This is a genomic window from Sphingomicrobium sp., from assembly GCA_036563485.1.
GTDB lineage: Bacteria > Pseudomonadota > Alphaproteobacteria > Sphingomonadales > Sphingomonadaceae > Sphingomicrobium.
Genome location: DATCMI010000001.1, coordinates 555,800 through 582,677 on the forward strand (window position 1 = coordinate 555,800; position 26,878 = coordinate 582,677).

At 65.6% G+C, this 26,878-nt stretch carries 31 protein-coding genes and 1 tRNA gene; 13 read left to right on the forward strand and 19 right to left on the reverse strand.

Features of this window, described 5'->3' with window-relative positions; all coding sequences use genetic code 11:
• From VIL42_02960 to VIL42_02970, 3 genes are all read left to right on the forward strand, one after another.
• Positions 1–1,308, forward strand: a complete 1,308-nt coding sequence (locus VIL42_02960; protein ID HEY8591808.1) for a mechanosensitive ion channel — start codon at positions 1–3, stop codon at positions 1,306–1,308.
• Positions 1,305–2,159, forward strand: coding sequence for a hypothetical protein (locus VIL42_02965; GenBank protein ID HEY8591809.1), 855 nt, complete (start codon positions 1,305–1,307; stop codon positions 2,157–2,159). The genes VIL42_02960 and VIL42_02965 overlap by 4 nt, the downstream gene beginning before the upstream one ends.
• Positions 2,160–2,175: 16 nt before the next feature.
• A tRNA-Thr gene (locus VIL42_02970) sits at positions 2,176–2,250 on the forward strand.
• 11 nt (positions 2,251–2,261) lie between these two features.
• Here VIL42_02970 and VIL42_02975 read toward each other — a convergent pair.
• Genes VIL42_02975 through VIL42_02985 form a run of 3 tightly spaced genes read right to left on the reverse strand, consistent with a single transcriptional unit; the run spans position 2,262 to position 5,407 of the window.
• Positions 2,262–3,635 carry an HWE histidine kinase domain-containing protein gene (locus VIL42_02975; GenBank protein ID HEY8591810.1) on the reverse strand — a complete coding sequence of 458 codons (1,374 nt, stop codon included), beginning with the start codon at positions 3,633–3,635 and terminating at the stop codon, positions 2,262–2,264.
• A gap of 47 nt (positions 3,636–3,682) precedes the next feature.
• A complete protein-coding gene (gene xth, locus VIL42_02980) occupies positions 3,683–4,474 on the reverse strand; it encodes an exodeoxyribonuclease III (GenBank protein ID HEY8591811.1) in 792 nt (263 codons plus the stop codon).
• 39 nt (positions 4,475–4,513) lie between these two features.
• Positions 4,514–5,407: a cation diffusion facilitator family transporter gene (locus VIL42_02985; GenBank protein HEY8591812.1), complete on the reverse strand. Its 894-nt coding sequence runs from the start codon at positions 5,405–5,407 to the stop codon at positions 4,514–4,516.
• Positions 5,408–5,558: 151 nt separating this feature from the next.
• Between VIL42_02985 and VIL42_02990 the strand changes: the two genes are divergently transcribed.
• Entirely contained in the window at positions 5,559–7,676 is a 2,118-nt protein-coding gene (locus VIL42_02990) for a TonB-dependent receptor (protein ID HEY8591813.1), read from the forward strand.
• A 129-nt stretch (positions 7,677–7,805) separates the two neighbouring features.
• On the opposite strand, the gene VIL42_02995 is transcribed toward VIL42_02990, so the two are convergent.
• The 4 genes from VIL42_02995 to VIL42_03010 are packed head-to-tail and all read right to left on the reverse strand — an operon-like array spanning position 7,806 to position 9,359.
• Entirely contained in the window at positions 7,806–8,036 is a 231-nt protein-coding gene (locus tag VIL42_02995; GenBank protein HEY8591814.1) for a hypothetical protein, read from the reverse strand.
• The gene (locus VIL42_03000) at positions 8,036–8,434 is read right to left on the reverse strand and encodes a PspC domain-containing protein (GenBank protein HEY8591815.1); all 399 of its coding nucleotides are present in this window, start codon (positions 8,432–8,434) and stop codon (positions 8,036–8,038) included. Before VIL42_03000 ends, VIL42_02995 begins: the two co-directional genes overlap by 1 nt.
• Before the next feature lie 24 nt (positions 8,435–8,458).
• On the reverse strand, positions 8,459–9,232 hold the full coding sequence (locus VIL42_03005) for a PspA/IM30 family protein (GenBank protein HEY8591816.1): 774 nt from the start codon (positions 9,230–9,232) through the stop codon (positions 8,459–8,461).
• Positions 9,225–9,359 (reverse strand): hypothetical protein, encoded by a 135-nt coding sequence (locus VIL42_03010; protein ID HEY8591817.1) that lies wholly within the window; start codon positions 9,357–9,359, stop codon positions 9,225–9,227. The genes VIL42_03005 and VIL42_03010 overlap by 8 nt, the downstream gene beginning before the upstream one ends.
• A gap of 219 nt (positions 9,360–9,578) precedes the next feature.
• Between VIL42_03010 and VIL42_03015 the strand changes: the two genes are divergently transcribed.
• Positions 9,579–9,806, forward strand: a complete 228-nt coding sequence (locus VIL42_03015; protein ID HEY8591818.1) for a hypothetical protein — start codon at positions 9,579–9,581, stop codon at positions 9,804–9,806.
• On the opposite strand, the gene VIL42_03020 is transcribed toward VIL42_03015, so the two are convergent.
• Both VIL42_03020 and VIL42_03025 read right to left on the reverse strand, forming a co-directional pair.
• Positions 9,767–10,057 carry a DUF3297 family protein gene (locus tag VIL42_03020; protein HEY8591819.1) on the reverse strand — a complete coding sequence of 97 codons (291 nt, stop codon included), beginning with the start codon at positions 10,055–10,057 and terminating at the stop codon, positions 9,767–9,769. The two genes, VIL42_03015 and VIL42_03020, sit on opposite strands and share 40 nt — an antisense overlap.
• A 6-nt stretch (positions 10,058–10,063) precedes the next feature.
• Positions 10,064–10,555: a ClpXP protease specificity-enhancing factor SspB gene (locus VIL42_03025; protein ID HEY8591820.1), complete on the reverse strand. Its 492-nt coding sequence runs from the start codon at positions 10,553–10,555 to the stop codon at positions 10,064–10,066.
• Between the two features lie 49 nt (positions 10,556–10,604).
• Between VIL42_03025 and VIL42_03030 the strand changes: the two genes are divergently transcribed.
• Both VIL42_03030 and VIL42_03035 read left to right on the forward strand, forming a co-directional pair.
• Entirely contained in the window at positions 10,605–10,982 is a 378-nt protein-coding gene (locus VIL42_03030) for a histidine triad nucleotide-binding protein (GenBank protein ID HEY8591821.1), read from the forward strand.
• A gap of 89 nt (positions 10,983–11,071) precedes the next feature.
• Positions 11,072–12,652 carry an amino acid permease gene (locus VIL42_03035; protein ID HEY8591822.1) on the forward strand — a complete coding sequence of 527 codons (1,581 nt, stop codon included), beginning with the start codon at positions 11,072–11,074 and terminating at the stop codon, positions 12,650–12,652.
• A 55-nt stretch (positions 12,653–12,707) separates the two neighbouring features.
• Here the strand turns inward: VIL42_03035 and VIL42_03040 are convergent, their stop codons facing one another.
• On the reverse strand, positions 12,708–13,703 hold the full coding sequence (locus tag VIL42_03040; GenBank protein ID HEY8591823.1) for an adenosine kinase: 996 nt from the start codon (positions 13,701–13,703) through the stop codon (positions 12,708–12,710).
• 100 nt (positions 13,704–13,803) lie between these two features.
• Between VIL42_03040 and VIL42_03045 the strand changes: the two genes are divergently transcribed.
• The gene (locus tag VIL42_03045) at positions 13,804–14,154 is read left to right on the forward strand and encodes a hypothetical protein (protein HEY8591824.1); all 351 of its coding nucleotides are present in this window, start codon (positions 13,804–13,806) and stop codon (positions 14,152–14,154) included.
• Here the strand turns inward: VIL42_03045 and queG are convergent.
• Positions 14,115–15,188, reverse strand: a complete 1,074-nt coding sequence (gene queG, locus VIL42_03050) for a tRNA epoxyqueuosine(34) reductase QueG (protein ID HEY8591825.1) — start codon at positions 15,186–15,188, stop codon at positions 14,115–14,117. The genes VIL42_03045 and queG overlap by 40 nt on opposite strands.
• Positions 15,189–15,254: 66 nt before the next feature.
• Between queG and VIL42_03055 the strand changes: the two genes are divergently transcribed.
• Both VIL42_03055 and VIL42_03060 read left to right on the forward strand, forming a co-directional pair.
• Entirely contained in the window at positions 15,255–16,211 is a 957-nt protein-coding gene (locus VIL42_03055) for an ATP-binding cassette domain-containing protein (GenBank protein ID HEY8591826.1), read from the forward strand.
• Entirely contained in the window at positions 16,208–17,410 is a 1,203-nt protein-coding gene (locus VIL42_03060; GenBank protein ID HEY8591827.1) for an ABC transporter permease, read from the forward strand. Before VIL42_03055 ends, VIL42_03060 begins: the two co-directional genes overlap by 4 nt.
• Before the next feature lie 550 nt (positions 17,411–17,960).
• Here the strand turns inward: VIL42_03060 and VIL42_03065 are convergent.
• The 3 genes from VIL42_03065 to VIL42_03075 form a co-directional block, all read right to left on the reverse strand.
• On the reverse strand, positions 17,961–18,377 hold the full coding sequence (locus tag VIL42_03065) for a hypothetical protein (protein ID HEY8591828.1): 417 nt from the start codon (positions 18,375–18,377) through the stop codon (positions 17,961–17,963).
• 245 nt (positions 18,378–18,622) lie between these two features.
• On the reverse strand, positions 18,623–18,865 hold the full coding sequence (locus VIL42_03070; GenBank protein HEY8591829.1) for a hypothetical protein: 243 nt from the start codon (positions 18,863–18,865) through the stop codon (positions 18,623–18,625).
• Positions 18,866–18,900: 35 nt separating this feature from the next.
• Positions 18,901–19,284 carry a hypothetical protein gene (locus tag VIL42_03075; GenBank protein ID HEY8591830.1) on the reverse strand — a complete coding sequence of 128 codons (384 nt, stop codon included), beginning with the start codon at positions 19,282–19,284 and terminating at the stop codon, positions 18,901–18,903.
• A gap of 153 nt (positions 19,285–19,437) precedes the next feature.
• Between VIL42_03075 and VIL42_03080 the strand changes: the two genes are divergently transcribed.
• A complete protein-coding gene (locus VIL42_03080; GenBank protein HEY8591831.1) occupies positions 19,438–19,602 on the forward strand; it encodes a hypothetical protein in 165 nt (54 codons plus the stop codon).
• A 7-nt stretch (positions 19,603–19,609) separates the two neighbouring features.
• On the opposite strand, the gene VIL42_03085 is transcribed toward VIL42_03080, so the two are convergent.
• Positions 19,610–19,987 carry a response regulator gene (locus VIL42_03085; GenBank protein ID HEY8591832.1) on the reverse strand — a complete coding sequence of 126 codons (378 nt, stop codon included), beginning with the start codon at positions 19,985–19,987 and terminating at the stop codon, positions 19,610–19,612.
• A 183-nt stretch (positions 19,988–20,170) separates the two neighbouring features.
• Here VIL42_03085 and VIL42_03090 point away from each other — a divergent pair, with 183 nt between their 5' ends.
• Positions 20,171–21,217, forward strand: coding sequence for a helix-turn-helix transcriptional regulator (locus tag VIL42_03090; GenBank protein HEY8591833.1), 1,047 nt, complete (start codon positions 20,171–20,173; stop codon positions 21,215–21,217).
• Between the two features lie 74 nt (positions 21,218–21,291).
• Here the strand turns inward: VIL42_03090 and VIL42_03095 are convergent, their stop codons facing one another.
• The 4 genes from VIL42_03095 to VIL42_03110 are packed head-to-tail and all read right to left on the reverse strand — an operon-like array spanning position 21,292 to position 24,293.
• A complete protein-coding gene (locus VIL42_03095) occupies positions 21,292–22,035 on the reverse strand; it encodes an isocitrate lyase/phosphoenolpyruvate mutase family protein (GenBank protein HEY8591834.1) in 744 nt (247 codons plus the stop codon).
• A gap of 2 nt (positions 22,036–22,037) precedes the next feature.
• Positions 22,038–22,415, reverse strand: a complete 378-nt coding sequence (locus VIL42_03100) for a response regulator (protein ID HEY8591835.1) — start codon at positions 22,413–22,415, stop codon at positions 22,038–22,040.
• Position 22,416: 1 nt separating this feature from the next.
• On the reverse strand, positions 22,417–23,223 hold the full coding sequence (locus tag VIL42_03105) for a LytTR family DNA-binding domain-containing protein (protein HEY8591836.1): 807 nt from the start codon (positions 23,221–23,223) through the stop codon (positions 22,417–22,419).
• The gene (locus VIL42_03110) at positions 23,220–24,293 is read right to left on the reverse strand and encodes a histidine kinase (GenBank protein ID HEY8591837.1); all 1,074 of its coding nucleotides are present in this window, start codon (positions 24,291–24,293) and stop codon (positions 23,220–23,222) included. Before VIL42_03110 ends, VIL42_03105 begins: the two co-directional genes overlap by 4 nt.
• Positions 24,294–24,521: 228 nt before the next feature.
• Between VIL42_03110 and VIL42_03115 the strand changes: the two genes are divergently transcribed.
• On the forward strand, positions 24,522–26,855 hold the full coding sequence (locus VIL42_03115; GenBank protein HEY8591838.1) for an EAL domain-containing protein: 2,334 nt from the start codon (positions 24,522–24,524) through the stop codon (positions 26,853–26,855).
• The last annotated feature ends 23 nt before the right edge of the window (positions 26,856–26,878 follow it).

Sequence of the window (26,878 nt, forward strand, 5' to 3'; positions counted from 1 at the left end):
ATGTACCAGGTGAACCAAGACGCCTATTGGCAGGCGCAGGCGATGCATTGGGGTCCGAAGATCCTGATCGCCATCCTCATCCTCGTTGCGACATGGCTGGTCGCCCGCGCCGTCAAATGGGCGCTTCAGAAGGCGATCTCGCGCACCCCGGCGCTCCAGAAGAACACGCCGGGCAACCAGCATGAGACGATCGGGCACCAGCTCGGCACCATCGCCAAGCTGATCATCTGGCTTGTCGGCATCATGGCCGCGCTCCAGTTCCTCGGCATTGGCCAGATCCTCGCGCCGATCAACGAACTGGTCACCGACATCTTTGCCTTCCTGCCGCGCCTGATCGGCGCCGGGCTGATCTTCTTCATCGGCCTCATCGTCGCACGCATCGTTCGGCAGCTCGTCGAAACCTTGATCTCCGCGGCCAATGTCGAAGGTTTGCTTGCGCGCACCGGTGTCGTTTCGAACGCTGCCGCCACGTCGACCGAAGCCGCGGCCACCGGTCGCACGGTGCCGACCTCCTATCGCGCCAGCATTGCCCGCGCGGCAGGCATCGTCGTCTTCGCCCTGATCATCATCCCGGTCGCCATCGCGGCCCTGCAGGTGCTCGGCATCGAGGCGATTTCGGGTCCCGCCATCGCCATGCTCAACCAGATCCTGGCGGCCATCCCGCGGATCATTAGCGCGGCGCTTTGGATCGGCATCGCCTTCATCGCGGCGCGCTTCGTCAAGACGATCATCGAGGCGGTGCTTCCGCCGACCGGCTTCGACGATGCGATCCGCTCAACGGGAGTCGTCCCGGCGACGACCAGCCCGTCGCGAGTGGTCGGCACGGTCGCCATGATTGCGATCATCCTCGCCGCATCGATCGAAGCTGCCAAGCAGCTCGGCGGCGGCACGATCGCCATCTTCCTCGCCCAGGTGACGGAGCTTGGCGGCAAGGTGATCTTCGGCACATTGATCATCGTTGCCGGTATCTTCCTGGCGCGGATGGTCTCGCGCCTGGTCGCCAGCGGTACCGGCGAGGGCAGCTTCGCATCGACGATCCTGCGCTACGCGATCATCGCCTTGTTCACCGCCATCGGTCTGACCTTCATGGGCCTTGCCGACACCATCGTGCAGATGGCGTTCGGGCTGATCCTCGGTGCCGCCGCGGTTGCGACCGCCCTCGCCTTCGGGCTTGGCGGACGCGACGCCGCTGCGAAGGTCCTCAACCGGTACGCCGACGCCGTGCCGCCTCCCAGCGCGGTCACGCCGCAACCCCGGCGGACACGTTCGCCGGCCGAGCCTGACGACGGGCAGCCGCCGCTGGTGTGACCGAGCGCTTCGCTGCCTACGTCGCGATCGATTGGTCGGGCGCTAAAGGCAGCCGGCACAAGGGTATCGCAATCGCCGAGGCGCGGGGTCAGTCAGCCCCGCGCCTCGTGCGTTCCGGCCACGTCTGGTCGCGCGAGGAAGTGCTCGACTGGCTGATCGCCCGCGCCGCGAAGGAGCCGACCTTGTTCGGCTTCGACTTCAGCTTCGCGCCGCCCCTGATCGAGAAAGGCGAATATCTGGTCGGCGAGCCTGGCGTGCCGGGCACCGCGCGCCAATTCTGGGCCTATGTCGACAGCAAGTGCAACGACCCGGACTTCGGCGCCGCCAGCTTCCTGGAGCAGGTCCACCGCCGCCATTTCTACTTCGGCATCGCCGACGGCGTGAAATCCGACTTCGTTCGCTTCCGCCAGTGCGACGCGCGCCTCAACGCCCAGGGCGGCCGCAAGACCGCCAGCGCCTATGACGCGATCGGCGCAGCGCAGGTCGCCAAGGCGAGCTTCGCCGGCATGCGCTTCCTTCACGCGCTCGACGGCAAAGTCGCGATCTGGCCGATGGACCCGCTGCCGGACCACGGCAGCGCGGTCGTCGAAATCTACACGCGCATCTACCTGCGCCGAGCGGGGCTCAGCGGCCTGAAGCTACGTTCGCGCGCCGACCTCAACCTCGCGCTCCGGGGGCTCGGCAGTCCGCCTGCACGCCTTCGCTTCGAACCGAACGACCATCAGACGGACGCGCTCGTGACGGCGGCGGGCATGCGCCAGCTGGTGACGAGCGAACCGCGCGCCTTCGACCCGCAAGGCCTGACCAGCGAAATCGCGCGCACCGAAGGCTGGACGTTCGGCGTCCTTTGACCCATTTGGGCCGCGGGCCGGCTTAGCACAGTGGTAGTGCAGCGGTTTTGTAAACCGAAGGTCGGGGGTTCAAATCCCTCAGCCGGCACCATCTTCGCGAAGTCAGGCCGCGATGGTCCTCAACGGCGCGCTAACGGTGCAGCTTAGCCCCTTGGCGTCGAACTGCATCTCGACATCGCCGCCCATGTCGGAGGCAACCACCCGCTTGATCATCCGCGTGCCGAAGCCCTGACCGGCGGGAGCGGCGACGGGCGGGCCGTCATTCTCCTTCCACGTCAGGCGCAGCATCGGCTCTGGACCGCTGTCGATGACCCACGACAGGTCGACGTGCCCGCCGTCGTTCGACAGGGCTCCATATTTGGACGCGTTGGTCGCGAGCTCGTGGAGCGCCATCGACAGGCTTACCGCCGCCTGCGGACGCATGCGGATCGAATCTCCGCTGATGCTGACCCGCTTGGGCAGGTCCGCGGCAAGCGGGGTCAGCGCGCCGACAGCGATGTCCTGAAGATCGGCGCCTTCCCAGCTCTCCCTGGTCAGGATCTCGTGCGCCGAAGAAAGCGCCTTGAGCCGGCCTGAGAATGCTTCCGACACATGCTCCGGCACCGCTTCCCCGCGCATCGTCTGGAAAGCCAACGCCTGGACCACCGCAAGCATGTTCTTCACGCGGTGGTTGAGCTCGGCGACCATGATCTGCTGCTGCCGCTCGGCGGTCTTGCGTGCGTTGATGTCCTGGATGGTGCCGACGTAGCGGATCGCCTTTTCGGCACCCGGCGGACCGGCGAACACGGCTTCGCCATAGGCGAGCACCCAACGCTCCTCGCCGTTCGGCCAGACCACCCGATATTCATAGCTGCTGCGGTCCCGGATCGCCGGGTCCAGCGCCCGCTCCAGCAACGGCAGCGTGTACTTGATGTCTTCCTGGTGAGTCGCGGCGCGGACCTTGTCCAGGGTCACCGGCTCGCCGGGGGGCAGGCCATAAATTTGCTTCGCCCGTTCCGAATAGACCATCTCGTTGGTGACCAGGTCCCAGTCCCAGACTCCCTGGTCGGCCGCGGAAATGGCGATCTCCAAGCGCTGCTGGATCGACTGCTCGCGCGCCCGGGCGGCGCGCTCGTCGCTGATGTCGCTGACGAAGACGATCAGCTTGCCCGGGTAACCGCTGACGACCGCGCTGCTGATGCGCACCGGCACCCGGCTCCCGTCCGGGCGCAGATATTCCTTTTCGAACGGGTCGGAATGCCCGCGCTCGAGCACCTGCTGCATGCCGCGCTGGTCGAGTTCGTGATACTCGGGCGGCGTCATTTCCAGCCACACGTGCGGGATGTCGACGATCTCGTCACGGCTGCGGCCGAGGATCTCGAGAAGCACTTCGTTGATGTCGATCAGGCACGCGGTTTCGAGGTCCGCCACCGCAATCCCGCCAAGCTGCGAGTGAAAAAGCGCCCTGAAGAACGCATCGTCGAGCTGGTCGGCCACGACTTCAGCCTAGCAGGCGCAAGGCGGATGAAAAGCGTCCCTTTCGGTCAGATCTCGACCTCGATCCAGGTCGGCGCATGGTCGCTGGTCTTCTCCCAGCCGCGAGGCGTCCGGTCGACGCCCGCAGCCTTCAAGCTCTTGGCGAGCTTGGGACTGAGCAGCAGGTGATCAATACGAATGCCGGCGTCTCGCTGGAACGCGTTCCGCCAATAATGCCAGAATGTGTAGATCCGCTCGTCTGGGTGAAGGTGGCGGATGGCGTCGGTCCAGCCCTGCCCGACGAGCGCCTTGTACCGCTGCTTCGCCTCCGGCGCATACAAGGCGTCCTTCGCCCAGCGCTCCGGCTTGTAGACGTCCTCGTCGGTCGGGATGACGTTATAATCGCCCATCAGCAGCGCCGGCGCGCCGCTGTCGAGCAGCGCCTGCGCGTGGCCGTACAGCGCGTCCATCCACGCGAGCTTGTAGTCGAACTTCGGCCCGGGATGGGGATTACCGTTCGGCGCGTACATATTGCCGATCAGGATGCCGCAGACCGCCGCCTCGATGTAGCGGCTCTGCTCCAGGTTCGGGTCGTTCGGCAGCGCGCGGCGGGTCTCGACCGGCGCGCCGACCCGGCTCAGCAGCGCGACGCCGTTCCAGCTCTTCTGGCCGTGCCAGATCGCCTGGTAGCCGAGTTCCTCGAGCTCCTTGGCTGGGAACTTCTCGTCGGTGCACTTGAGCTCCTGCAAGCCGGCGACGTCCGGCTGGAACTCTTCCAGCCATCGCCTCAGCACCTCCAGGCGCGAGTTGATGCCGTTGATGTTGTAGGTCGCGATGCGAAGCCGCCGTTTGCCTGCCATGCGGCACGAACCCGCGAACTGCCGATCCGTTCTACGGCCTCAGCAACAGTCGGCATCCTCGAGGTGTCTGCTCTCGATCTGCAAGGTGCAATGCTCGATGTGGAAGCGGTCGTGAAGCATCTTGCGCGCGGCCAGCAGCAGCTCGTCGGTCGATGCGACCGAAGGCGCCACAAGGTGGGCGGTCAGCGCCGTCTCGGTCGTGCTCAACGGCCATACGTGAAGGTCGTGCACCGTCTCGACACCGGGAAGCTCGCCGAGCGCCGCCTCGACCCGCTCCAGTTCGATCCCGCTCGGCACCCCGGCCAGCGACATGCCTGTCGACTCCCTGAGCAGGCCAAAGCTGCCCCACAGGATGACGACCGCGACCGCGATGCTCATCGCAGGGTCGATCCACTGCTGCCCCGTCCAAACGATGACCAGGCCGGACAGGACCACTGCGACCGAGACGAGCGCGTCGGCGGCCATGTGCAGGAAGGCGCCGCGGACATTGATGTCGCCCTTGCGGCCGCGCGCGAACAGCAGCGCCGTCGCGCCATTAATCACGATGCCCACCGCCGCGACGATGATGACCGTCGTTCCGTCGGTCGGCGCCGGGTTGAACAGCCGCCGCACCGCTTCGGCGAGGATCGCGCCGACCGCGACGAGCAGGAACAGCGAATTGAACAAAGCCGCGAGGATCGGCGCCTTCTTGAGCCCGTAGGTGAAGCGCGCCGATGCGCCACGCCGCGCCATTGCCGCGCCCGCCCAGGCAATCACCAGGCCGAGCACGTCCGACAGATTGTGCCCGGCGTCTGACAGCAGCGCCATGGAATTAGCGGCGATTCCGAACACCGCCTCGACGATGACGAAGCCGAGGTTGAGGAGGATGCCGATGGCGAAGGCGCGCGTGTAGTCGGGTGAATGGTGGTGATGATGGGAATGGCCGGCGGACATGGCGGCGGCCCCTAGCCGACCGGCGTGCCAAGGCCAAACTACCGGCGCGGGCGCGTCCCGTCGAACGATACCCCGCGTTCGTAGACTGTTCAGCTTGCGACAATATATCATGCCGCTAAAGCGCCGGTCACAGGCGAGGGTAGGAACAAGCGTGAAGTTTCAGCTGATCTCAGCGGCCGCCGCCGCTGCCGCACTCCCCGTTTCCACCGCTGCGGCACAGGGGCCCGAGGACGTCGCCCCTGCCGCAGCGCCCGAGACAAGCCAGCCGGCGCCGGGGTCGGCTGCAGACGCGCACCCGCACAACGACCAGGCAATTGTCGTCACCGGCGTGCGTCGCCTGGCGTCCGACGTGCTCGGCGGCATTTCGGTTGTCGACGAAGCCCAGCTCAACCGTTCGCTTCGCCCGAGCCTTGGCGAAACGCTCGCCAAGCTCCCCGGCGTTTCGGCGACCAGCTTCGGCCCCGCCGCGTCGGCGCCGGTCCTGCGCGGCCTTTCCGGCGATCGCGTCCGCGTTCTCACCGACGGCATCGGTACGCTCGACCTCGCGTCGGCCGGACCCGACCATGCGCTGTCGATCAATCCGATCACCGCCGAACGTATCGAGGTCCTTCGCGGCCCCGCCGCCTTGTTGTTCGGGTCCTCCGCGATCGGCGGCGTGGTCAACGTTATCGACACGCGCATCCCGCGCCATTCGCCGAGCGGCCGCGTCGGGCTCGACGCCATCGCTCAATATGGAAGCGCCGCCGACGAACGTTCGGCCAACGCCTCGCTCAACCTACCGCTCGGCGGCCATTTCGTGCTGCACGCGGATGGCAACATCTCGAAGACGAACGACCTCGAAATAGGCAGCTATGTGCTCTCGCCGATCTTGCGGAAGCAGGCGCTGGCGAGCCCCGACGCCGATGTGCGTGCGCTCGCCGACCGCAAGGGTACCCTCCCCAACTCGGCCTCCAAGGCGAAGGAAGGCGCGCTCGGCTTCGGCTATGTCGATGGCCCGCTCAACGTCGGCGTCTCGGTCACGCGCCACACCTCCACCTACGAAGTGCCGATCCGCTACTCGCTTGATCCGGGCATCGAGGCCGAAGCGCCGACCATCGACCTCGCGCAGACCCGCTACGACGCTCGCGCCGAAATCCCGATCGGCGGCTTCTTCAGCCAGGTCCGCGCGCGTGCCGGCTATTCCAACTATCGCCACGCGGAGATCGAGGAGAATGGCGAAATCGGTTCTCGCTTCTTCAGCAAGGGTGCCGAAGGCCGGGTCGAGCTGGTTCAGCGCGACCGCTCAGGCTGGGGCGGCACCAGCGGCGTTCAATATCTCAACCGCAATGCGCGCATCCGCGGCGAAGAGAAGTTCCTGCCCGACAGCCGCGAGCGCCAGGCCGGCCTGTTCACGCTGCAGACGCTGGTCAATGGACCGCTGCGCATCGAAGGTGGCGTCCGCGTCGAGTTTAGCAAGCTGACGGCCGACGCCGACGACCAGATCGCTACCGCGGCTCGCGCCGAGGATTTCACCACCGTGTCCGCTTCGCTCGGCGGCCAATATGAGTTCGCGCCGGGCTGGCGCGCTGGCCTGTCGGCGACGCACAGCGAGCGCGCTCCGTCGGTCGAGGAGCTGTTCGCCCAAGGTCCGCACGGCGGCAGCCAATCCTTCATCATCGGCAATCCGGCCCTCAGCCCGGAAAAGAGCAATTCGGTCGAGCTGACCCTGCATCGCTCGGCGGGGCTGCTGCACCTGACCGGCAACCTCTATTACAGCCGCTTTTCCAACTTCATCTTCGAAGCGCCGGTCAATCAGATCACCGACGACCTGCCGGTCTTCCAGTTCGCGCAGGGCAAAGCGGATTATTATGGCTTCGAGCTGTCGGGCGATGCGAAGCTCGGCCACGCCTTCGGCATCAATTGGGGCACGGAGTTCCAGGCCGATGCGGTGCGGGCCACGATCAAGGGCTTCGGTCCCGCGCCGCTGATCCCGCCGCTCCGGCTGCTCGGCGCCGTCACCGGCACCCGCGGCCAGCTCGACGGCCGGGTCGAGGTCGAGCATGCCTTCGCTCACAACCGCACCGCGCCGAACGAGACTCCGACGCCCGCCTATACGCTCGTTAACGCCTCTCTCGACTGGCATCCGTTCCAGGCCAAGCCGGAGCTGACGCTGTCGCTGATCGCCAACAATATCTTCGACGTCGACGCGCGCCGCAGCACCAGCCTGCTCAAGGATTTCGCCCCCCTCGCCGGCCGCGACATCCGCATCAGCGCGCGCCTGAAGTTCTAAAGAAAAGAGGCCCGGCGGAAGGGATCGCCGGGCCTCTTGGTGGGCCCCATCGAAGTACCACTTCCATGGGTACCCTTGGCAGCGCGTTACGGGGAGAGAGAGAACGCGCTTTCCTGTCTCTGTGGCCGCCTAGAGGTCGATGCCGGCGGCGATCGCCTCGAGCTTGCGGACGCGCTCGCGAAGGTCGGCGATCTCGATTCGGCCGCTCGCCGGCGGAAGTCCGCGGTCCCCGGCGACCTGCGCCAGCTCCATTTTCTTGAGCTCGAGCCATCCGCCCCAGGCCTTGAGGCCGGCCACGCTTGCTCCACCGAGCCCGGCAATGATGCTCGCGCTCAACACTCCAATCGTCAGCGGGTCCATCACTTCTCCTCCTGCCGGAGCGCTTCGATCTCGCGCGCCAGCTCATCGTTCTGGCTGTTGATGTGGTGGTCGATCGCCATCAGGCGGCGGTCGGTCTCGTCGAGCTCGGTGCGCATCGCGTGCACCGAGGAGTTGCGCCGTGCGGCGACGTCCATCCGCTCGAAGTCACTCATCCGGCGTTCGCCGCGCATCGACTTCTTCTTTTGCACCGCAAGGTAGATGCCGATGGCGGCATAAGCGATCAGCGTAAGCTTGAAGCTGATGAAGATCGCGGCCGCGACGAAGCCCAGGCGGACGAAAGTCGGGTCGACGCCCACCATGCCGCCGATCGTCGAGCAGACACCCGCGACCTTCTTGTCGTGGCGGTCGAGTGAGTACGGATAAATTTTGCGTGCCATCGTCATTGTCCCCTTCCTTTCGGTTCAGTTGTTGCGCGCCTTCAGCGCGGCTTTCATTTCTTCGAGCTGGGCGTCGATCGCGTCCGACGCTTTCAGCTGGTCGATCTCGTCTTCGAGGCTGGTGATCCCGAGCGCTTCGGCGCGGCCTTCCGCAAAGTCGGCGCGGCGCTCGAGCACTTCAAACTTGGCGAAGGCGTCCGCCGTGCGGCTGCCATGCATCACCTCGCGGGCCTTTGCCCTGCTGACGGCGCTTTCGAGCCGGGCGGCGATCGCATTCTGGCGCGCCCGCGCTTCGCGGAGCTTCGCCTGAAGCTTGGCGATGTCGGCTTCGTAGCCGCGCAGCACCTGCTCCATCTGCTGGAGCTCGTCGCGAAGGCCGTCCGCCATGTCGGCAGCCTTCTGCTTTTCGACGAGCGCCGCCTTGGCAAGGTCGTCCCGGTCCTTCGACAGCGCCAGCTCAGCCTTGGCGTTCCAGTCGGCCTGCAGCCCGTCGAGGCGACCGATTGCGCGCCGCATTTCCTTGACGTCGGCAATCGATCGGGCAGCGCTGGCGCGGATTTCGACCAAAGTCTCTTCCATCTCCAGGATGATCATGCGGATCATCCGGGCCGGATCCTCGGCGCGGTCCAGAAGCTCGGTCATGTTCGCTGCGAAAATGTCGCGAGCGCGGCTGAACACGGGACCGCTGAGCCAGCCGGCGACGGGAGCGAAGCGCCCGCTCTTCGGCTCGGTTTCCACCTCGACCATGCGAGGCGTGCGGACCGGGACCTTGGCTTCGAGGATCTCCAGTTCAGGCATTGATGCTGACCTCTCCGCTGTTGGCGACTGCCTGCGCCGGTCCCACAGCGGCACCGACGGTAACCGTGCTCATCGCAAGGGCCGCGGCGATCGCGACCAGCGTGCGGGTGAAAGGCGACTGCGACATTGAAACTCTCCTTTTTGCTCGGCCCCTTTGCCCACGGGCCGATGCAACTAGCTAATCAAGGAGCGTGCCAATCCCGGAAAACCGCCAAATACGACTGGATCGGAGGCAATGTCGTGGGATTTACCAACCAAGAATTGGCGGGATTCGCCACGCTTCGGTTGGGAACATTCGCCAGCCGCGGTGCGTCGAAGCGGCAACGGACAAGCAGGAGACTTTACGATGCTAGGGAAGCTTGCAGGCGCATGGCTCGGCAGCCGCGTGGCAGGGCGCCACTCGGGCGCGAAGGGCGCAATCCTCGGCTATGGTGCGGCCGCCCTCGCGCGGCGCAGCGTTCCCGCGCTAGCGGCAGTGGCGCTCGGAAGCTGGGCGTTCAACAAGTGGCGCGACAAGCAGCGCGCACACCCGAGCTATCCTTCGGACGCGACGCCCGCTTCGCCCTCGGCCTGAGGCGGGTTTTCGAAATAGGGCTCGACCTGGCCCTTTAGCTTGACCGTCATCGGCTGGCCGAAGCGGTCGCGGCTCTTGCCGGCGGCAACGCGGATCCATCCTTCGCTGATCGAATATTCGATCACGTTGGTCTTCTCGTTGCCGTTGAACTTGATGCCGACGCCGCGGCTCAGGACGTCCTCGTCATAATATTCGCTGCGCGGGTCCAGCGACAGGCGGTCGGGTAGGTTGTCGGTCTTGCTATCGGCCACTTCTCGTCACTTCTTCCGGGTGAAATCGACACTGACGACGTTGGAGCCGTCCTCGCGCTGCTGGGCGGCTTCACCGTCCGGCTCATCATTCTCCGCTTCCTCATGCTCGTCGGCAGGCGCTTCGCCGGCGTCGGCGTGGAAGGTCAGGGCGAATTCGACCGCGGGGTCGTGGAACTGGGTGACCGCGGCGAACGGCACGTAGAGCGTCGCGGGGACGCCGCCGAACGACAGGCCGACCGAAAATGCGTCCGCCTCGACCTTGAGGTCCCAGAAGCGGTGCTGGATGACGATCGTCATCTCGTCCGGGAAGCGCTCCATCAGGTGCTTCGGGATCGCGACGCCCGGCATCCTGGTGTTGAAGGTGATATAGAAATGGTGCTCGCCCGGCAGTCCGCCCGACTGCTCCACTTCGCGAAGCACCCGTCCGACCACCGCCCGAAGCGCGTCCTGCACGATCTCGTCGTACGGGATCAGGCTTTCCGGGGTCTCGTCGCTCATGGCTTTCGTGGTAGCGGGCGAGCAATTCGGGTCAAGCGGAGTCATGCCCATGCCGATCGATGCCACCCAGCCCTATGACGACAGCAACATCTTCGCGCGCATCCTTCGCGGCGAGTTGCCGTGCCGGAAAGTCTTCGAAGACGATCATGTGCTGGCCTTCGAGGACATCGCCCCTGCCGCACCGACCCACATCCTGGTCATTCCCAAGGGCAGATACGTCTCATGGGACGACTTTTCCGCGACCGCCTCGGACGAGGAAATCGCCGCCTTCGTGCGCGCCGCGGGCCGCATCGCGCGGGAAGCCGGACTGGTCGAAAGCGGCTACCGGCTGCTCGCCAACGCCGGGCTCGACGCCGGCCAGGAAGTGCCGCACCTCCACCTCCACATCTTTGCCGGGCGGCCGCTCGGGCCGATGCTGGCGCATTAGGGCCGGCTACTAACGCTATTGCCCTCGCTTAAACAGCCGCTAGGCTCCCCCGCCTGAGGCGCGAGGGAGCGCCAATCAAGGGGACGGACATGATCTTCGGGCGCGTAAAGCCACTCGACGCTATCCTGGCCACCGCTGAAAAGAAATCGCTGCACCGCTCGCTGGGCGCGCTGCAGCTGACCTTGTTCGGCATCGGCTGCATTATCGGTACTGGTATTTTCGTCCTGACCGCCGCCGGCGCTCAGAAAGCAGGCCCGGGCCTTATGGTCGCCTTCGTGATCGCCGGCCTGGTCTGCATCGTTGCCGCGCTCTGCTATGCGGAGATCGCCGCGATGGTTCCGGTCGCAGGGTCGGCCTACACCTATACCTATGCGACAATGGGCGAGTTCCTCGCCTGGACCGTCGGCTGGGCGCTCGTCCTTGAATATGCGATCGCCGCATCGGCGGTGTCGGTCGGCTGGTCCGGCTTCTTCACAGGAACGATCCTTCAAGAGACGTTCGGGATAGCGTTGCCGCCGTTCCTGACGGCGGGTCCGCTTGCGCTCGGCGGCGCTCCGGGCGGGTTCATCAACCTGCCGGCACTCATCATCGCCCTTCTCGTCACATGGCTGCTGATGATCGGCACCAGCGAGAGCGCGAAGGTCAATGCGGTCCTCGTCGCCATCAAGCTGACGGCGCTCACCGCCTTCCTGGTGCTCACCTTGCCGCGCATCAATCCGGAGCATTTCAACCCGTTCCTGCCGGCCGGCGTCTTCGGCGGCTTCGGCACGGGTGTCGGCGCCGTCGGCGCTGCCGCGACGATCTTCTTCGCCTATGTCGGCTTCGACGCGGTCTCGACCGCGGCCGAGGAAACCAAGAACCCTCAGCGCAACGTGCCGATCGGCCTGATCGGGTCGCTCCTGTTCTGCACGGTCTTCTACATCCTCGTTGCAGCCGGCGCGATCGGCGCCATGCCGACGGGCGGCCAGCCGATCATGGGCCCGAACGGCGTGCCGTTCCCCGCCGGGTCGGAAGAGCTGGCCCGCCAGTGCGCGATGCCGCAGTACAAGGAGGCGCTCGTCTGCTCGAATGAAGCGCTGGCCCACGTGCTGCGCACGATCGGCTTCGGCGCCATCGGCAATGCGGTCGGCTATGCCGCCATCCTGGCGCTTCCGTCGGTCATCCTGATCCTGCTGTTCGGCCAGACCCGCATCTTCTTCGTGATGGCGCGCGACGGCCTGCTTCCGGAAAGCTGGAGCAAGGTCCACCCGAAGTGGAAGACGCCCTACGTGATCACCGCCATCACCGGCGTGCTGGTTGCGGTCGCCGCGGCCTTCCTCCCGGTCGGCCAGCTCGCCGATATCGCGAATGCCGGAACGCTCTACGCCTTCCTGATGGTGGCGATCGCGGTGATGATGCTTCGCCGGACGGACCCGTCGCGCCAGCGCGTGTTCCGCGTGCCGGGGCTGATGATCATCGGCCCGCTGACGATTGCCGGCTGCCTGTTCCTGTTCTTCAACCTGCCGACGGCAGCGATGCTGGTGCTCCCCATCTGGGGCGCCATCGGCCTGCTCTTCTACTTCGGCTACGGACGCCGGAAGAGCCATGTCGGCCGCGGCATCATCGATGTCCCCGAAAGCGAGGTCGACCGCCTCGAACCGAAGGTGGCAGGGGTCGGCGGCGAAGACTGATCGCCGCGAACCGATCGAAAGCGAGGGCGGTGCCGAAAGGCGCCGCCCTTTCTTTTTAGGCGACGAGTTCGCCGGCCAGCTGGCGCAGGTCGGCCTCGGGCCGGGCGCCATAATGCTGGATCACTTCCGCGGCGCAGATCGCGCCAAGCCGCAGCGATTGCTCGAGGCTGAGCTCGCGCGCGACGCCGGCAAGGAAGCCGGCCGCGAACAGGTCGCCCGCGCCGGTCGTGTCGACCAGCTTCTCGATCTTTTCGGCAGGCACTTGCGCCCGCTCACTGCCGCGCGTTGCAAGGGCCCCCTGCTCGCTGCGGGTGACCACGAGCGTCGGCACCTTGTCGGCGAACTTGGCAACCGCCGCATCGACGTCGCTTTCCTCGGCCAGCTCCAGGATCTCCGCTTCGTTGGCGAACAGGATGTCGAGCTTACCCTCCGCGATCAGGCGCAGGATATCCGGCCCGTGCCGGCCGATCAGGAATGAATCGGACAGCGTGAACGCGACCAAAGTGCCCGCTTCCCGCGCCATGTCGATCGCCTGCTCCATCGCCTGGCGCGGCACGTCGGCGTCCCACAAATAGCCTTCGAGGTAGAGGATCTTCGCCGCCCCGATCAGCTCCGGCGTCACGGCGCTGCTGTCCAGCATCTGCGCCGCGCCCAGAAAGGTATTCATCGTCCGCTGCGCATCGCCGGTGACCAGGATCAGCGAGCTCGCCGTCGCCCCAACATCGTCGCGCGCAGGCGTATCGAACTCGACGCCGAGGCTGCGGATGTCGTGGCGGAAAATGCGCCCCAACTGGTCGTCCGCGACCTGCCCGATGAACCCGGCCTTCAGCCCAAGAGCCGCGACGCCCGAGGCCGTATTGCCGGCCGAACCGCCGGACAGCTCGCGTCCCGGTCCCATCGCCTCATAGAGCCGCGCCGATTCCGCTTCGTCGATCAGCCGCATCGATCCCTTCGCCAGCCCCTGCGCGTCGAGGAAGGCATCGTCCGCGTCGGCGATCACGTCGACGATGGCATTGCCGATTGCGAGCACGTCGAGGCGGCGGTCGGTCATGAAGTCACTTTCGAAATCTGTGGAGAAGCGGGCCGCCTAGCCGCCGGTGGACCCCATCGCAACATTGCCTCGCGGACGAGGCACGGGCATTCGATCATCCATGCGCCTAATCGTCCTCGCCTCGACCCTCATCCTCGCCGGTTGCGCCACCCGCCCCCAGCAGGCACCGACGCCCATCCCGCAGCAGCCTCAGCCCGTGCCGGTCGAGCGCAGCGGCCTCAACGGGCTCACGCCGAATGAGCTGGTCACGCGCCTCGGCACCCCGGCACTTCAGATCCGCGAAGGAACGAGCCTCAAGCTCCAGTTCCGCAGCCCCAGCTGCGTGCTCGACGCTTACCTATATCCCACCGCCGGCGGCCAGATGCGCGTCACCCACGTCGACACGCGCCTGCCCGCGGGAACCTCGACCAATCAGGCGGCCTGCATCGCCGCGATCGAAAACCCGATCTGACGAAGCGCCCAGTCGGCGGCTTCGGCCACCACCGGGTCTGGGTCGCCAAGGTGCGGCCGGACATGATCGACAAGCGCTGAGTCCCCGCTGTTCCCCGCTGCGATCAGGCAGTTGCGGATCATTTTGTTGCGGCCGATCCGCTTGATCGGCGATCCGGCGAACATCTCGCGAAAACCAGCGTCGTCGAGCGCCAGCAGATCCGCGAGCCGAGGGGCGGCGAGTTCGGCTCGTGCCAGGAACGCCCGGTTCGCCGCCGCCGCATCGGCAAAGCGATTCCACGGACATACCGCCAGGCAATCGTCGCAGCCGTAGATCCGGTTGCCCATCGGGGCGCGGAACTCTTCGGGGATCGCCCCGTCATGCTCGATGGTCAGGTAGGAAATGCACCGCCGGGCATCGATCCGGTGCGGCCCCATGAAGGCCTGCGTCGGGCATGCATCGAGGCAGCGGCTGCAGCTTCCGCAATGCCGCCCCGAGCCAGCCGATTCGTCTGGCTCCAGCTCAAGGCTGGTCAGGATCACGCCCAGGAACATCCAGCTCCCATGCTCGCGGCTGACCAGGTTCGTATGCTTGCCCTGCCAGCCGATCCCTGCGGCCTGCGCCAAGGGTTTTTCCATCACCGGCGCGGTGTCGACGAACACCTTCAGCTCCGAAGGAACGGCATCGACGATGAACCGCGCGAGCGCCTTGAGCGCCTTCTTGACCGTCTTGTGATAGTCGCCGCCCTGCGCATAGACGGAGATGCGCCCGAGTTCCGGGTGCTCCGCCAGCCGCATCGGGTCGCCCGCCGGCGCGTAGCTCATCCCGAGCGCGATTGCCGATTTGGCTTCGGGCCAAAGCGCCAGCGGCGACACGCGCTGGTGCCCGCGCTCCTCCATCCAGCCCATCGTCCCGTGGTGGCCGGCTTCGATCCAGCGCTTGATCTCCAGACCGGCGCCATCCGCAGCGTCGGCGCGCGTAAAGCCGCACGCCGCGAAGCCCAGCTCCGCCGCTTTCGCCCTTATTGCTTCACCAAGCCTTTGCGCTTTATCCACCCGACACGACTACACCGTTCGGCCTGAGCTTGTCGAAGGCCTGCTTTAATTTGTTTAGGAAAAACAGTGCTTCGACAGGCTCAGCACGAACGGACGGAGTTCGAGTTCGCCGTTGAAGCGCACGACCTCGTCAAGCAATTCGGCGACACCCGGGCGGTCGACGGCGTCAACCTGGCGGTCCCAACGGGCTCGATCTACGGCCTGCTCGGGCCGAACGGCGCCGGCAAGACCACCACCTTGCGCATGCTCATTGGGATCATCGATCCGTCTAGCGGCACACGGCGCCTGCTCGGTCGCGCCAAGCCGCTCGAGGCGGCATCGCAAGTCGGCTACCTTCCCGAGGAGCGCGGCCTCTACCCCGCCATGCACGCACGCGATGCCATCGCCTTCATGGGCGCGCTTCGCGGACTTCCGCTCGGCGAAGGACGCCGCCGCGCCGATGATCTTCTGGCGGAACACGGCCTCGCCGAGTGGGCAAGGAAGCCGATCCGCACCTTGTCGAAGGGCATGGCGCAGACCGTGCAGCTGCTCGGCACCATCGTTCACCGGCCGCGCCTGATCGTCCTCGACGAGCCCTTTTCGGGCCTCGACGCGATCAACCAGGGCAAGCTCGAAGCCCTGATCCGCCGCGAGGCGGAAGCCGGTGCCACCATCATCTTTTCGACCCACGTCATCGCCCATGCCGAGCGGCTGTGCGAACGCGTCGCGATCATCGCCAAGGGCAAGGTGGCCTTCGACGGCGGTGTCGACGAAGCCCGCTCGCGCCTGCGCTCGACGGTCCGGCTGCGGACCCGCGAAATGGACGGGCCGTGGCGCTCCGCCCTCCCTCAATCGGCGCGTCAGGAGGGCGGCGATTGGGTGTTCGAACTGCCGGAAAGCGGTCCCGAACCCTTGCTCAAGGCGCTGATCGACGGCGGCGCCGGGATCGAAACGCTGGCGATCGAACGCCCCGGCCTTCACGACGCCTTCGTCGCCATTGCCGGCAATGCGGCAGCCGCGGAGATGCAGGGAGCCGGCAAATGATGCGCCTGCTCCACGCGAGCTTCGTGATAGCCCGGCGCGACTTCGGTGCGACGGTGCTCTCGAAAGCCTTCATCTTCTTCCTGCTTGGCCCGCTGTTCCCGCTGCTCCTCGGCGGCGTATTCGGCGGCATCGGCGCCCGCGTCGCCAGCCAGGCTGAACGGCCCGTCGTCGCGGTGATCGCCAGCAAGACCGACTTCGACCGCCTTGCCGCCGCGCGCGACCAGTTCGCCCGCGCCCTGCCGGATCCGGCCGGGGCCGTCGCCCTCACCCACCACCAGCCCGAACCGGACCTGCTCGCGCAACAGAAGCGCCTGCTTGCAAGCCGCAGCCCGCCGGTGCGCGCCGTCTTCTTCGGCGGTCTCGACCATCCGCATGTCACCGGCGCCGTGTCCGGCGACGGCGCCATGGCTGCTCAGCTGCGCCTGATCATCGCCAATGCGCGCGCCAACCCGGAAGCATCCGCGCCCGCGGTCGCCGTCCGTCCGGTCCAGAGCACCACGGGCGCTCTCGCACAGCAGCAGGCGATTACGGCTCAAATCGGCCAGATGCTCCTCTTCTTCCTGACCCTGTTCCTCGCCGGCATGGTGATGAGCCAGCTGATCGAGGAGAAATCGAACAAGATCATCGAGATCATCGCGGCGGCGGTTCCCATCGACGCGATGTTCATCGGCAAATTGTTCGCGATGCTCGCGGCGTCGGTCATCGGCATTCTCGTGTGGGTCGCAGCCGGGGCCTTCGCCATCGAGACGATCAGCAAAGGCGGCCTTCAGACGCTGGCGCCGCCTGCGGTCGGCTGGCCCGCCTTCCTGACCTTGAGCGTCGTCTATTTCGCGATGAACTATCTGCTGATCGGCGCGGTGATGCTGACCATCGGCGCGCAGGCCTCGAGCGCCCGCGAAGTGCAGATCCTGGCCATGCCCGCGACCTTCGGCCAGTTCCTCGTCTTCGGCCTCGCCGCCGTCGCTGTCGGCAGCCCCAATTCGACCGAAGCCATCGCCGCGGCGATCTTTCCTTTGTCCTCGCCGCTGACGATGCTTGCCCGCGCCGCCGAAGATCCGGCGCTCTGGCCCCACCTCGCCGCGATCGCCTGGCAGGGCTTGTGGGTCGTCATCATCCTCAAGCTTGCGGCGCAGCTGTTCCGCAAGACGGTGCTGAAGTCGGGACCGCGCATGAAATGGTGGAAACGCGCCCAAGCCTGACACGAGGCCGTTGCCGGGAGCGATGTTGCCGATATGCTGCCCGGCAAGACAAGCGCACCGTCTGTATTGGTGCGCGGCGGAAGGTCGACTTTCAAACGTGAACCAAGCGCAACACAGCTTCCGCCCCAACTTCCGTGACGCCGCGGACGGGGAGCGCCTGCGCGAGATCGAACGGGGTTTGCGGGCGCTAAGCCCGGAAGTGCCGTGGACCCATCTCATCGACTTCGGCGGGCACTCGACGATCTCGCCGCATGAGGACGGTAAGTGGCTGAGGAAGGCACAAGGGCTGCGGCAGTTCGGAGATCGCGCTTCAGCTCGTGCGATCCGTCGTCTCCGGGCAGACGATCGACGGGAAGTCCGTTCTCGACCTCGGCTGCGGTGAAGGCGGACACGCCATCGTCGGATTGAGCTGAATGACTGCCATCGGAAACACCAGTTAACGCGCGGCGCGCCGCTGGAGAAACCGTGGCACAGCCGCTTAAGTAGACAAGCCGAATTGCGACGCCCCAGCCTCGCGCGCCTCGGAGCCCCCTACCATTTGCCTCATTCGTTAGTAGCGCCGGTAAGTGGTCGTATGGCGCTCGACGTGCATGCTGCTGACAAGTCCGGCGCGGTCGAGGTTGCAGCGAAACGCGAGATCGTTGTTGCTCGGGTTCCGGCTGGCATAGGCCTCCCCGCCGGGGCCCGGTCCTTGATAGGCGGTGCCGCGGTAACCGCCGCGATAAAGGACGCCACTGTCGATTAGACCTTTGACGCGCATCCCGTCGGATCGGCGCTGCACATCGGTGATGGCGCTTACCCGCATGGTCGCAGTGACGCCCGGAAAGCCAGCTACGCCTGCCTCGCCCGGGCGAAATGCACCGACGTAAGCGGCGTAGCCCTCCGTCCCGGCATAGCCATTCACGCCATACATGATCGCACCCTGGGCGAGCGCCGCCGTGGCGCAGCGGGCTACCGCCTCACGCACGCTGGCTGTGTATTTGTCTCCGAACTGCCGGTCGATCACGTCGCGGATTGGGGCTGGCGCAATAAACGGTGCCGCTTTTGTGCTTAGCGCCGCGGGCTTCGCAAGCGTCTGGTTCATCGCCTGAGAGGAGCCGGAAGCAGACAGGCTGATGAGCGCGGTCGCCGCCGCGACGATCGAACCTGTTCTATGAGGTGTTCGCCTCGAGCTCAGCCGAGGTTGGTTCGCGACCAATAGGTTGCTGCCCACTAGGTCCGCTGCTTGTCTGGCAACTCGCCTCTACGGATCACCAGGGAATCTTCCGCGTGATCAGCAGCGCCGGCCTTTTGATTCGCTGCGGCAACCACGAGCGAAATATTGTCTCGCACGAAGCGGCGCCTCTCATCTGCAGATAGCGCAGCGCCCTCGTTCCCGGGCAGCCCGAGATGCTCAGCGATCGCCTCAGGCGTAACTACGACGAGCCGGCTCTCGCCGCCGATCCAGGCTTCCATCTCCGTGTCCTGGCCGCGTGTCCATACACCGTCCCTCATGCAGCAGGCCGTCCCTTATCTGCCTTGCCGCTGTCCGGGTTCTCAGTCGGCGCGCTGAGCTGTTGGCGCTGCACATCCTTTGCCAAGGCAGCTTCGAGCTCGCCGGCGCGGATCTGGACCGCTCGGCTACCTGAAGCCGTTCGTACGATGAGCATACAAGATGTGCGGACAAAGGCTGAATGCCCGTTGCGCTCATGGACGTCTTCGGCGGTTTCGACCGTGTAAGTGCCGGGTGGATACAGCTCCTCTGACCCGCCGAGGGTAAACTCGTGAAGGAACACGACCTGCTGATCTGAATATCGGGTTGTATCACCGCTTCCCGCACCGGAGCCATTTCGCCGCGCTATGAGTGAAGCTGCCATCGCTGTGCGGTCGGACATTATGTTCTCCGGGCAAGCGGGAACACTCCGGTCCTCAGTTACGCACGGCTTGCTGCCAGGGTAGCGTAATGAAGGATGATATGGGGCCGCAGCTCAAATGAACAAGGCCGAACGTGCAGCGACAGCATGCTCGAGCCATGCTAGGCCTGCCGAATGACGACGGATGACAGCAAGCGTAAGTCTCGGGCCAAGGAGAGCGCGGCGAAGCGCTCGCAGCGTCTCGACAAGGCAGAGCAGGGCCGCGAGGCAGGGACTAAGGCGGACGATGCGAACGTCCAAAGAATGATCGAGCGCAGCATCAAAGATCACGGCGCCTAGTCGGCGGCTAATTAGATTTGGAGAGCTTTTGCTCAACAAGGTTGGCCAGGCGCTCGGGCGAGTAGGGTTTGGGCAGGAAAGTGCCGTCATCCGGCAGCTGCTCGTTGTCCACGTGAACTGCGCCTGAGGTCACGATCAACTCGACTTCCGGCCTGCGGACGCTCACTTCCTTTGCAAGGCCGAGGCCGTCCGGCTCACCCGGCATGTTGATGTCCGTGAAGACGACGCCGATGTCGGGATGCTTATCGAGGACGTGCAAGGCCTCGGCCGCATCTCCCGCTTCCCACGCCATGATTCCGCGGTCGACCAACGCATCCGCAGCCGCCATCCGGACGAGCGGCTCGTCCTCTACGACCAGCACTTCTTTGGGCAATGACTGCGTCATCTGTCTGAAACGGTAAGCAAGAGCCTCCGTTCCTGTCATTTCGGGGGTGAACGATCAGCTGCAATATCTCGCGTCGAGCGGACGTCCGCCGCACTGGTGTCGGCCGATGCGCGAGCAAAGTAGGTCTCCTGTACCAACCGACCGTACTTTCGACCGGCGGCAACTGCCTTTATCGATTCAGCAATGGACGACAGCGATTCCCTTTCGAGATTGACGGAGGGCGAGAAGGTCTGCCTGCGGCAATGGCTGCAGCATAAGTCTGCCAAGGAGATCGCCGCCGACCTCGGAATTTCGCATCATGCAGTCGAGAAGCGCCTTAAGATGGCGCGCACCAAGCTTCGCGCGACATCGTCCCTGGAAGCCGCTCGGATGCTTGGGGGGGCGGAAGGGTACGGTCCAACCGTAGCCCAATCGCCGGACCTAGTTCGAAATGCTGTCCCGCTGCACTCAAGCACCACTCGTCTACTACTTGTCGGAGTGGCTATTATGATCCTGACCGGAGCGATCGTCCTCGGCTTGCTGTTGCAGCCCGCTGCCTCCTCGCAAGCAGCTAATAATCAACCGGTTGAATCCTCCCGAGCACAGGGGTCCTCCCGCGGCTCTGGCCCGACGGCCGGAACGGAGGCTGCACTGCGAATGCTTGTCGCCGGACTGGCGAGCGGCTCGCCAGACTACAAGAACCTCTCGCCGGAGTTCGCCGAAGTCGTGCGCCGGGACCTGCCCACTACCCATCCGATGTTTCGCTCGATGGGCGAGCTGAAGTCGGTGACGTTCGAAGGCCGCGGAGCCATGGGCGACGACGTCTACAATCTGGCTTTCGCGAAGGGCGGGATGACAATGTCGGTCCTGCTCGACTTCCAGGGCAGGATGGCCGGCGGCGTTCTCCGACCCGCTGGAGAACGGACCTTCAGTCCAGCTTCTGAGCCGAGTGCCGGAACCGAGGCTGCCTTACGGAGGCTCGTCGCCGGGCTGGCGAGCGGCTCGCCCGAGTACGGCAAACTCTCTCCGCAGTTCGCCGAAGTCGTCCGTCGAGACCTGCCCATGACGCACCCCCTGTTCAGCTCGATGGGGCAACTGCAGTCGGTCAATTTCCGCGGACGCGGTTCGATGGGCGACGACGTTTACGACCTGGTCTTTGCTAAGGGCGGGATGACCATGTCCGTGGTGCTCGACTCCGAAGGCAGGATGGCCGGCGGCCTTCTCCGACCAGCGCGCGCGCCGGAGCGTTAACGACCCGGCCTGGAGTCTCTAGCGAGGAAGTCCGCTTCCCGCCCGAAGCGGACAGCACCAAGCGACTGCTTTAGCTAGCCGATCGCCTGGCGGGCGTTCTCTGTAAGCTGCTTCATCAGTGCCATGTGCGGGAACGGGCCGTGGCTGATCCGCGCCACACCGGCTTCCGCCCAGACCTTTTTGTCCGGCGCGCCGGGGAAGGCTATGACGTTGAGCGGCAGCGGCACTTCGGCAACGATGCGCTCGATCTGCTTCGGATCCGACAGGCGCGGGACGAAGAAGCCGCTGGCGCCCGCATCGGCAAAAGCCTTGCCGCGCTCAATCGCCTGGTCGACCAGCGCATCGTCATAGTCGCGCGTCTTCAGGAACAGGTCGGTACGCGCGTTGATGAAGAAGTCGGCGCCGACAGCGCTGCGGATGGCGCCAATGCGCCGGACCTGGAGCTCGACCGGGTGCAGCCCCTCGCCGCCAATCACCTGGTCTTCGAAATTGCAGCCGACCGCGCCCGTTTCCTTCAGCCGCGCGGCATTGGCACCGCCTTGCTCCGGCTCATCCGAATAAGCGCCTTCGAAGTCGACCGTGACCGGCACCTCGACGGCTTCGATAATCCGCCGCGCATTGGCGAGTGCGAAGTCGATCGGGACCTGCTGCCCGTCGGGCCAGCCGTGCGCATCGGCGACGGGATGGCTGCCGGTCGCCAGCGCCTTGGCGCCCGCATCGACCACGGCGCGAGCGCTACCAACGTCCCAGATGTTGTAGAGGACCACCGGGTCGCCCGGCACGTGAAGCGCAGCGAAGGTTTCGAACTTGCTTGCCATGGTCACCCCAGCAGTCGGGCCAGCGCCTCTTCGACCTGGCCCATCGTATATGGTTTCTGCAGCCGTGGGACGGCCTCCCACTTTTCCGGCAGCTGCCAGTCCGCATAACCGCTCGTGAAAACGAACGGCACGTTTTTGGCGTCGAGGATGTCGCAAATGGCATAGCTGCGGTCGCCGCGGATCCGTACGTCCATCAGCGCCGCATCGAACTCTTCGCCTTCGGCAAGCTCCCGCGCCGCGGCCATGTTCGGGGCCGGCCCGATCACTTCGCAGCCGAGCTCTTCGAGGATGTCGACCGTGAACGGCGCGACCACGGGCGAATCCTCGACCACGAGGATGCGCTTGCCCTTCAGTGATGCCCCGCCTTCGTCGTGAGCCATCCTAATGGACGAACCTCGCGACCACATCGCGATAGGAACGCGACACCTTCACCTGCGCCCCTGAATCGAGGACCAGGAAGCATTCGCCATTGGTATGCGGCTTCACTTGGCGGACCAGGTCGAGATTGACGATGGTCGAGCGATGGACGCGCTGGAAGCGGCGCGGGTCCAGCCGCTTTTCAAGGTCCTTCATTGTTTCGCGGAGGATCAAGGTATTCTCGCCCGTCTGGATGCACATGTAATCGCCGGCGGCGTCGATCCGCTCGATCGTGTCGACGTCTACGCGGAAGATCTGCCCCTGGTCCTTGATGTTGATCATCTTCTCGTAGCGGTTGGCGGCGGGGGCGTTGTCGGGCGTGGCGTCAGCCAGTTCCTCCGCGGCTTCCGGCGCATGTTCTGCCAGCGCTTCCTTCAGGCGCTCCGCTTCTTCGGCGCTGCGCTTTTCCAGAAGCCGCTGGCGCACCCGGTCCATGGTCCCGGCGAGCCGGTCCTCGTCGACCGGCTTCATCAGATAATCGACTGCCTGCGCGTCGAAGGCGCGGAGCGCATGGTCGCCGTACGCGGTGACGAAGACGAACAAGGGCAGCTCGACGTCCATCAGCCCCTGGATGACCGAAAAGCCGTCGAAGCCCGGCATCTGGATGTCGAGGAATACCAGGTCGGGCTTGTGGGTCTTGATCTGGCGGATCGCCTCGCGCCCGTTCGCCGCGGTCGCAACGACTTCGATGTCGTCAAAGGCCTGCAGCCGCAGCTGCAAACCCTGGGTCGCCAGGGGCTCGTCATCGACCAGAATGGTCCGGATTGTCATTGAACATTGTCTCCGGTGTCGAAGGGAATCTCCAGCACAACGCTGAAACCCCCTCGGTCGTTCTTTTTCGTCTCGAAACGATGCGCGGGGCCATAGGCTTGCGCCAGCCGGTCGCGGATATTCGCCAGGCCGACGCCCGTCGAAGGACTCGCGGCGATCTCGGTCGCGCTGCCGTCGCCATTGTCGGCAACCTCGATCCTGACCGCCTGCCCTTCCCGCTTGGCGGTTAGCCAGATGTCGGCGCCGTTCTCGGCCGGCGTCACCGCATATTTGATCGCATTTTCGATCAGCGGCTGGAGCAGCAGCGACGGCAGCCGAGCGCCGATCGTCTCCGATTCGATCTTGAAATGCGGCCGCAGGCGGTCCTCGAAGCGCATCTTCTCGATCTCGAGATACAGCTTCAGCGTCTCCACCTCCTGCGCGAGGGTCACCTGCGCCGTCGGCTCGTTCGCCAGCGTGTAGCGGAGAAAGGACGACAGCCGCGCCAGCATCGCGTTCGCCCGCTCGGTCTGCTTGAGCAGCACCAAGGTCGAGATCGAATTGAGCGTGTTGAACAGGAAATGCGGGTTCAGCTGGTAGCGGAGCATCGCCAGCTGTGCGCTCGACGCCTGGCTCTCCAGCCGCTCGCGCTGGTCGATCTGCTCTTCCAGCAGAAGGAAGTAGTTGATGCCGTAGTAAAGCGCCGACCAGGCCGCGAGCAGCGCGAAGTCGAGCAGGATCGCGCCCAGATATTGAGCGCCTTCCGGCTTCACGTCGGGCTTCAGGAAGGTCGCATAGCTCCACGTCTCGATCACCGAAAAGGCGCTCGCCGCGAGCGCGACGGCGGCCAGCGACACCACAAGCGTCCACACCGGCCGCATCTTGATCAGCCGCCGGAACAGCGACGCCATCAGCAGCGTCAGGGAATAGCCGGTCATCGTCAGCAGCAAGGTGTGGACCAGCCACATCCAGCCCATGCTGTTGGCGAAGCCGTTGAGGATACGCAGCGAGAAATATCCGCTCCAGCCGATCGACTGGAGCACCCAGAAGGCGCGGTTCTTGTCGTCGAAGAAGGGCCGGTCGAGACCCATGCCGCGCGCGATCGGGTCGGCCGGCGACTGGATCTTGGGTGCCGGGGCCGTCCGCCGCGGCGCATTCACACGGTCGATCGTCGCGCTGTCGGTCGCCATCAGCGCTAGCCTATAGAGCCGCTTTCGCGCCTTTGCGAGGCGCCCCGGCGCGCCAGCAATGCGAAACGGCCTTAACTCCGCTTCAACTCTCTTTGGCTAAGCCGATCCCGCAAGTTGAACGGCGGGCGGATGTACGAAGCTCCTGACAGGTATAAGCGCTTGGTTTCGGCCCGCCTTCCCGGCGGCGAATCGGCTGGGCTGACCGCCGCCGCGGAGGGCGAAAGCTCGCCGCTCCGCGACGTGCAGCTGATTTCCCGGGCCCATCTTGCGACCTTCTTCGCCGCGGCCAACATCGTCGCCGCCCTGATCATGACCGGCAGCCTGTGGGGCTCCGTGCCGACGCCTTGGCTGATGGGCTGGGCCGGCGCGGTCGCGATCGTCAACATCGGCGCCATGCAGCTGGCTCGAACCCAGGCCATCACCTGCGTCGGCCGCTCGGGCAAGAGGGTGCCGCTGTGGACGATGGTCGGCGACGTCGCCGCCCGCGCCGCCGTCTGGCTGAGCCTGCCGCTCTACGTCTTCGCGACCCTCCAGCCTGAAACGCAGATCATCGCCGCGTCGGTGATGGCCGGTCTCGGCGTCGGCGCTTTGGGCCTGGTCGTCATCCCCGCCTGCGCCACTGCCTGGATGACCGCCTTTACCGCGGGCGTTGCCGGAGCGCTGTTGCTCGGCCGCCACTCGCTTCCCTTCCCGCACATGGTCTCAATCGTCTTCACGCTCGGCGTGTCGATCTTCGGCGTCCTCACCGTCGCTCGCTGGGCCTTCCACCAGCTCAAGACCAATGCCGACGTCGGCAGCCAGAGCGAGAGCGCCAGCCTCCTCCTCCAGGAATATGAGCAGCGCGGCGTCGGCTGGCTGTGGCAGGTCGATGGCGAGAACCGCGTCACCTACATCAGCTCGCGGATGAGCGCGGTGCTTGGCCGCCCCGCCAACCAGCTCCTCGGCCATTCGCTTCCGGCCCTGCTCGGCGGCAATGCCGAGCTTGGGCGCGTTCTTCTCGCCAAGCAGCCGTTCAACGCGCTCGAAATGGAGCTCAGCACGCCGCGAGGACCGCGCTGGATTTCGATGGCGGGCGACCCGATCGTCGATACTGCAGGCCGCTTCGAAGGCTTCCGCGGCGTCGGCTCCGACATCACCGACATCCGGCAAACGCAGGAGCGCCTCACTCACCTCGCCAATGTCGACGTGCTGTCCGGCCTGCCTAACCGCGGCCGCGTCCGCCAGCTGCTCGGCGAAGCGCTGCGCTCGGCGACCACCGGCAATGTCCCCTGCGCGATCATGTTCCTCGACCTCGACGGCTTCAAGCCGGTCAACGACACCTTCGGCCACCCGAAGGGCGATGCCGTGCTTCGCGCCGTGGCCAAGCGCCTGGTCGACGAAGTCGGCGCCGACGGCACCGTCGGCCGCATGGGCGGCGACGAATTCGCGATCGTCATCGCCGACGCCCAGAGCCGCCGCAAGGTCGAGAAGCTCGCCGACCGCATCATCGCGGCGATCAAGGAACCCTATCTCATCGACCAGACCGAGATCCGGATCGGCGTGTCGGTCGGCTGCGCCTTCGGCCCGATCGACGGCGCCACCGTCGACGACCTCATCCTCAAGGCCGACCTTGCGCTCTACCAAGCCAAGGACGCCGGCCGCGGCTGCGCGCGCTATTTCTCGTCGGAGCTGCAGTCGGAACAGGAGGACCGCGTCCGCCTGGAATCCGACCTGCGCAGCGCCATCGCGTCGAAGCAGTTCCACCTCGTGTTCCAGCCGCTGATCAACGCCAAGTCGCAGCGGCTGATCGGCTTCGAAGCGTTGATCCGCTGGAACCACCCGAAGCGCGGGCTGGTGCCGCCGAACGTCTTCATCCCCGTCGCCGAGGAAACCGGCCTGATGCCGGCAATCGGCGAATGGGTGATCGAGGAAGCGTGCCGCGCCGCTGCAAGCTGGCCGGAGCCGATCACCGTCGCGCTGAACATCAGCCCGAAACAGATCATCATGCCGGCGCTGCCGAACATCGTCAGCTCTGCGCTCAGCCGTTACAAGCTGGCCGGCAACCGCATCGAACTGGAAGTCACCGAAGGCGTGTTCCTGGGCGACAATGGTTCGACCCTCGACGTCCTGAAGCGCCTGCGCCAGCTCGGCGTCGGCATCGCGCTCGACGATTTCGGCACCGGCTATTCGTCGATCGGCTATTTGAACAAGGCCGTCTTCCACAAGCTGAAGATCGACGGCAGCTTCGTCCGCGAAGCCGGCACCCGGCCGGAAAACGTCGCGATCATCCAGTCGATCGTCCAGCTGGCGAAGAGCTTCCGGATGTCGGTGACCGCCGAAGGCGTCGAGACCGCCGAGGATTTCGAGCGGATGCGCGATCTCGGCTGCGACATCATCCAGGGCTATCTGTTCGGCAAGCCGCTTGCCTACGACCGCGCCAACCAGATGGTCCTGGGCCTGGGCGCCCGGAAGATGGCCAGCTAGCCCAGCCTCAAGGGCAGCTTTGA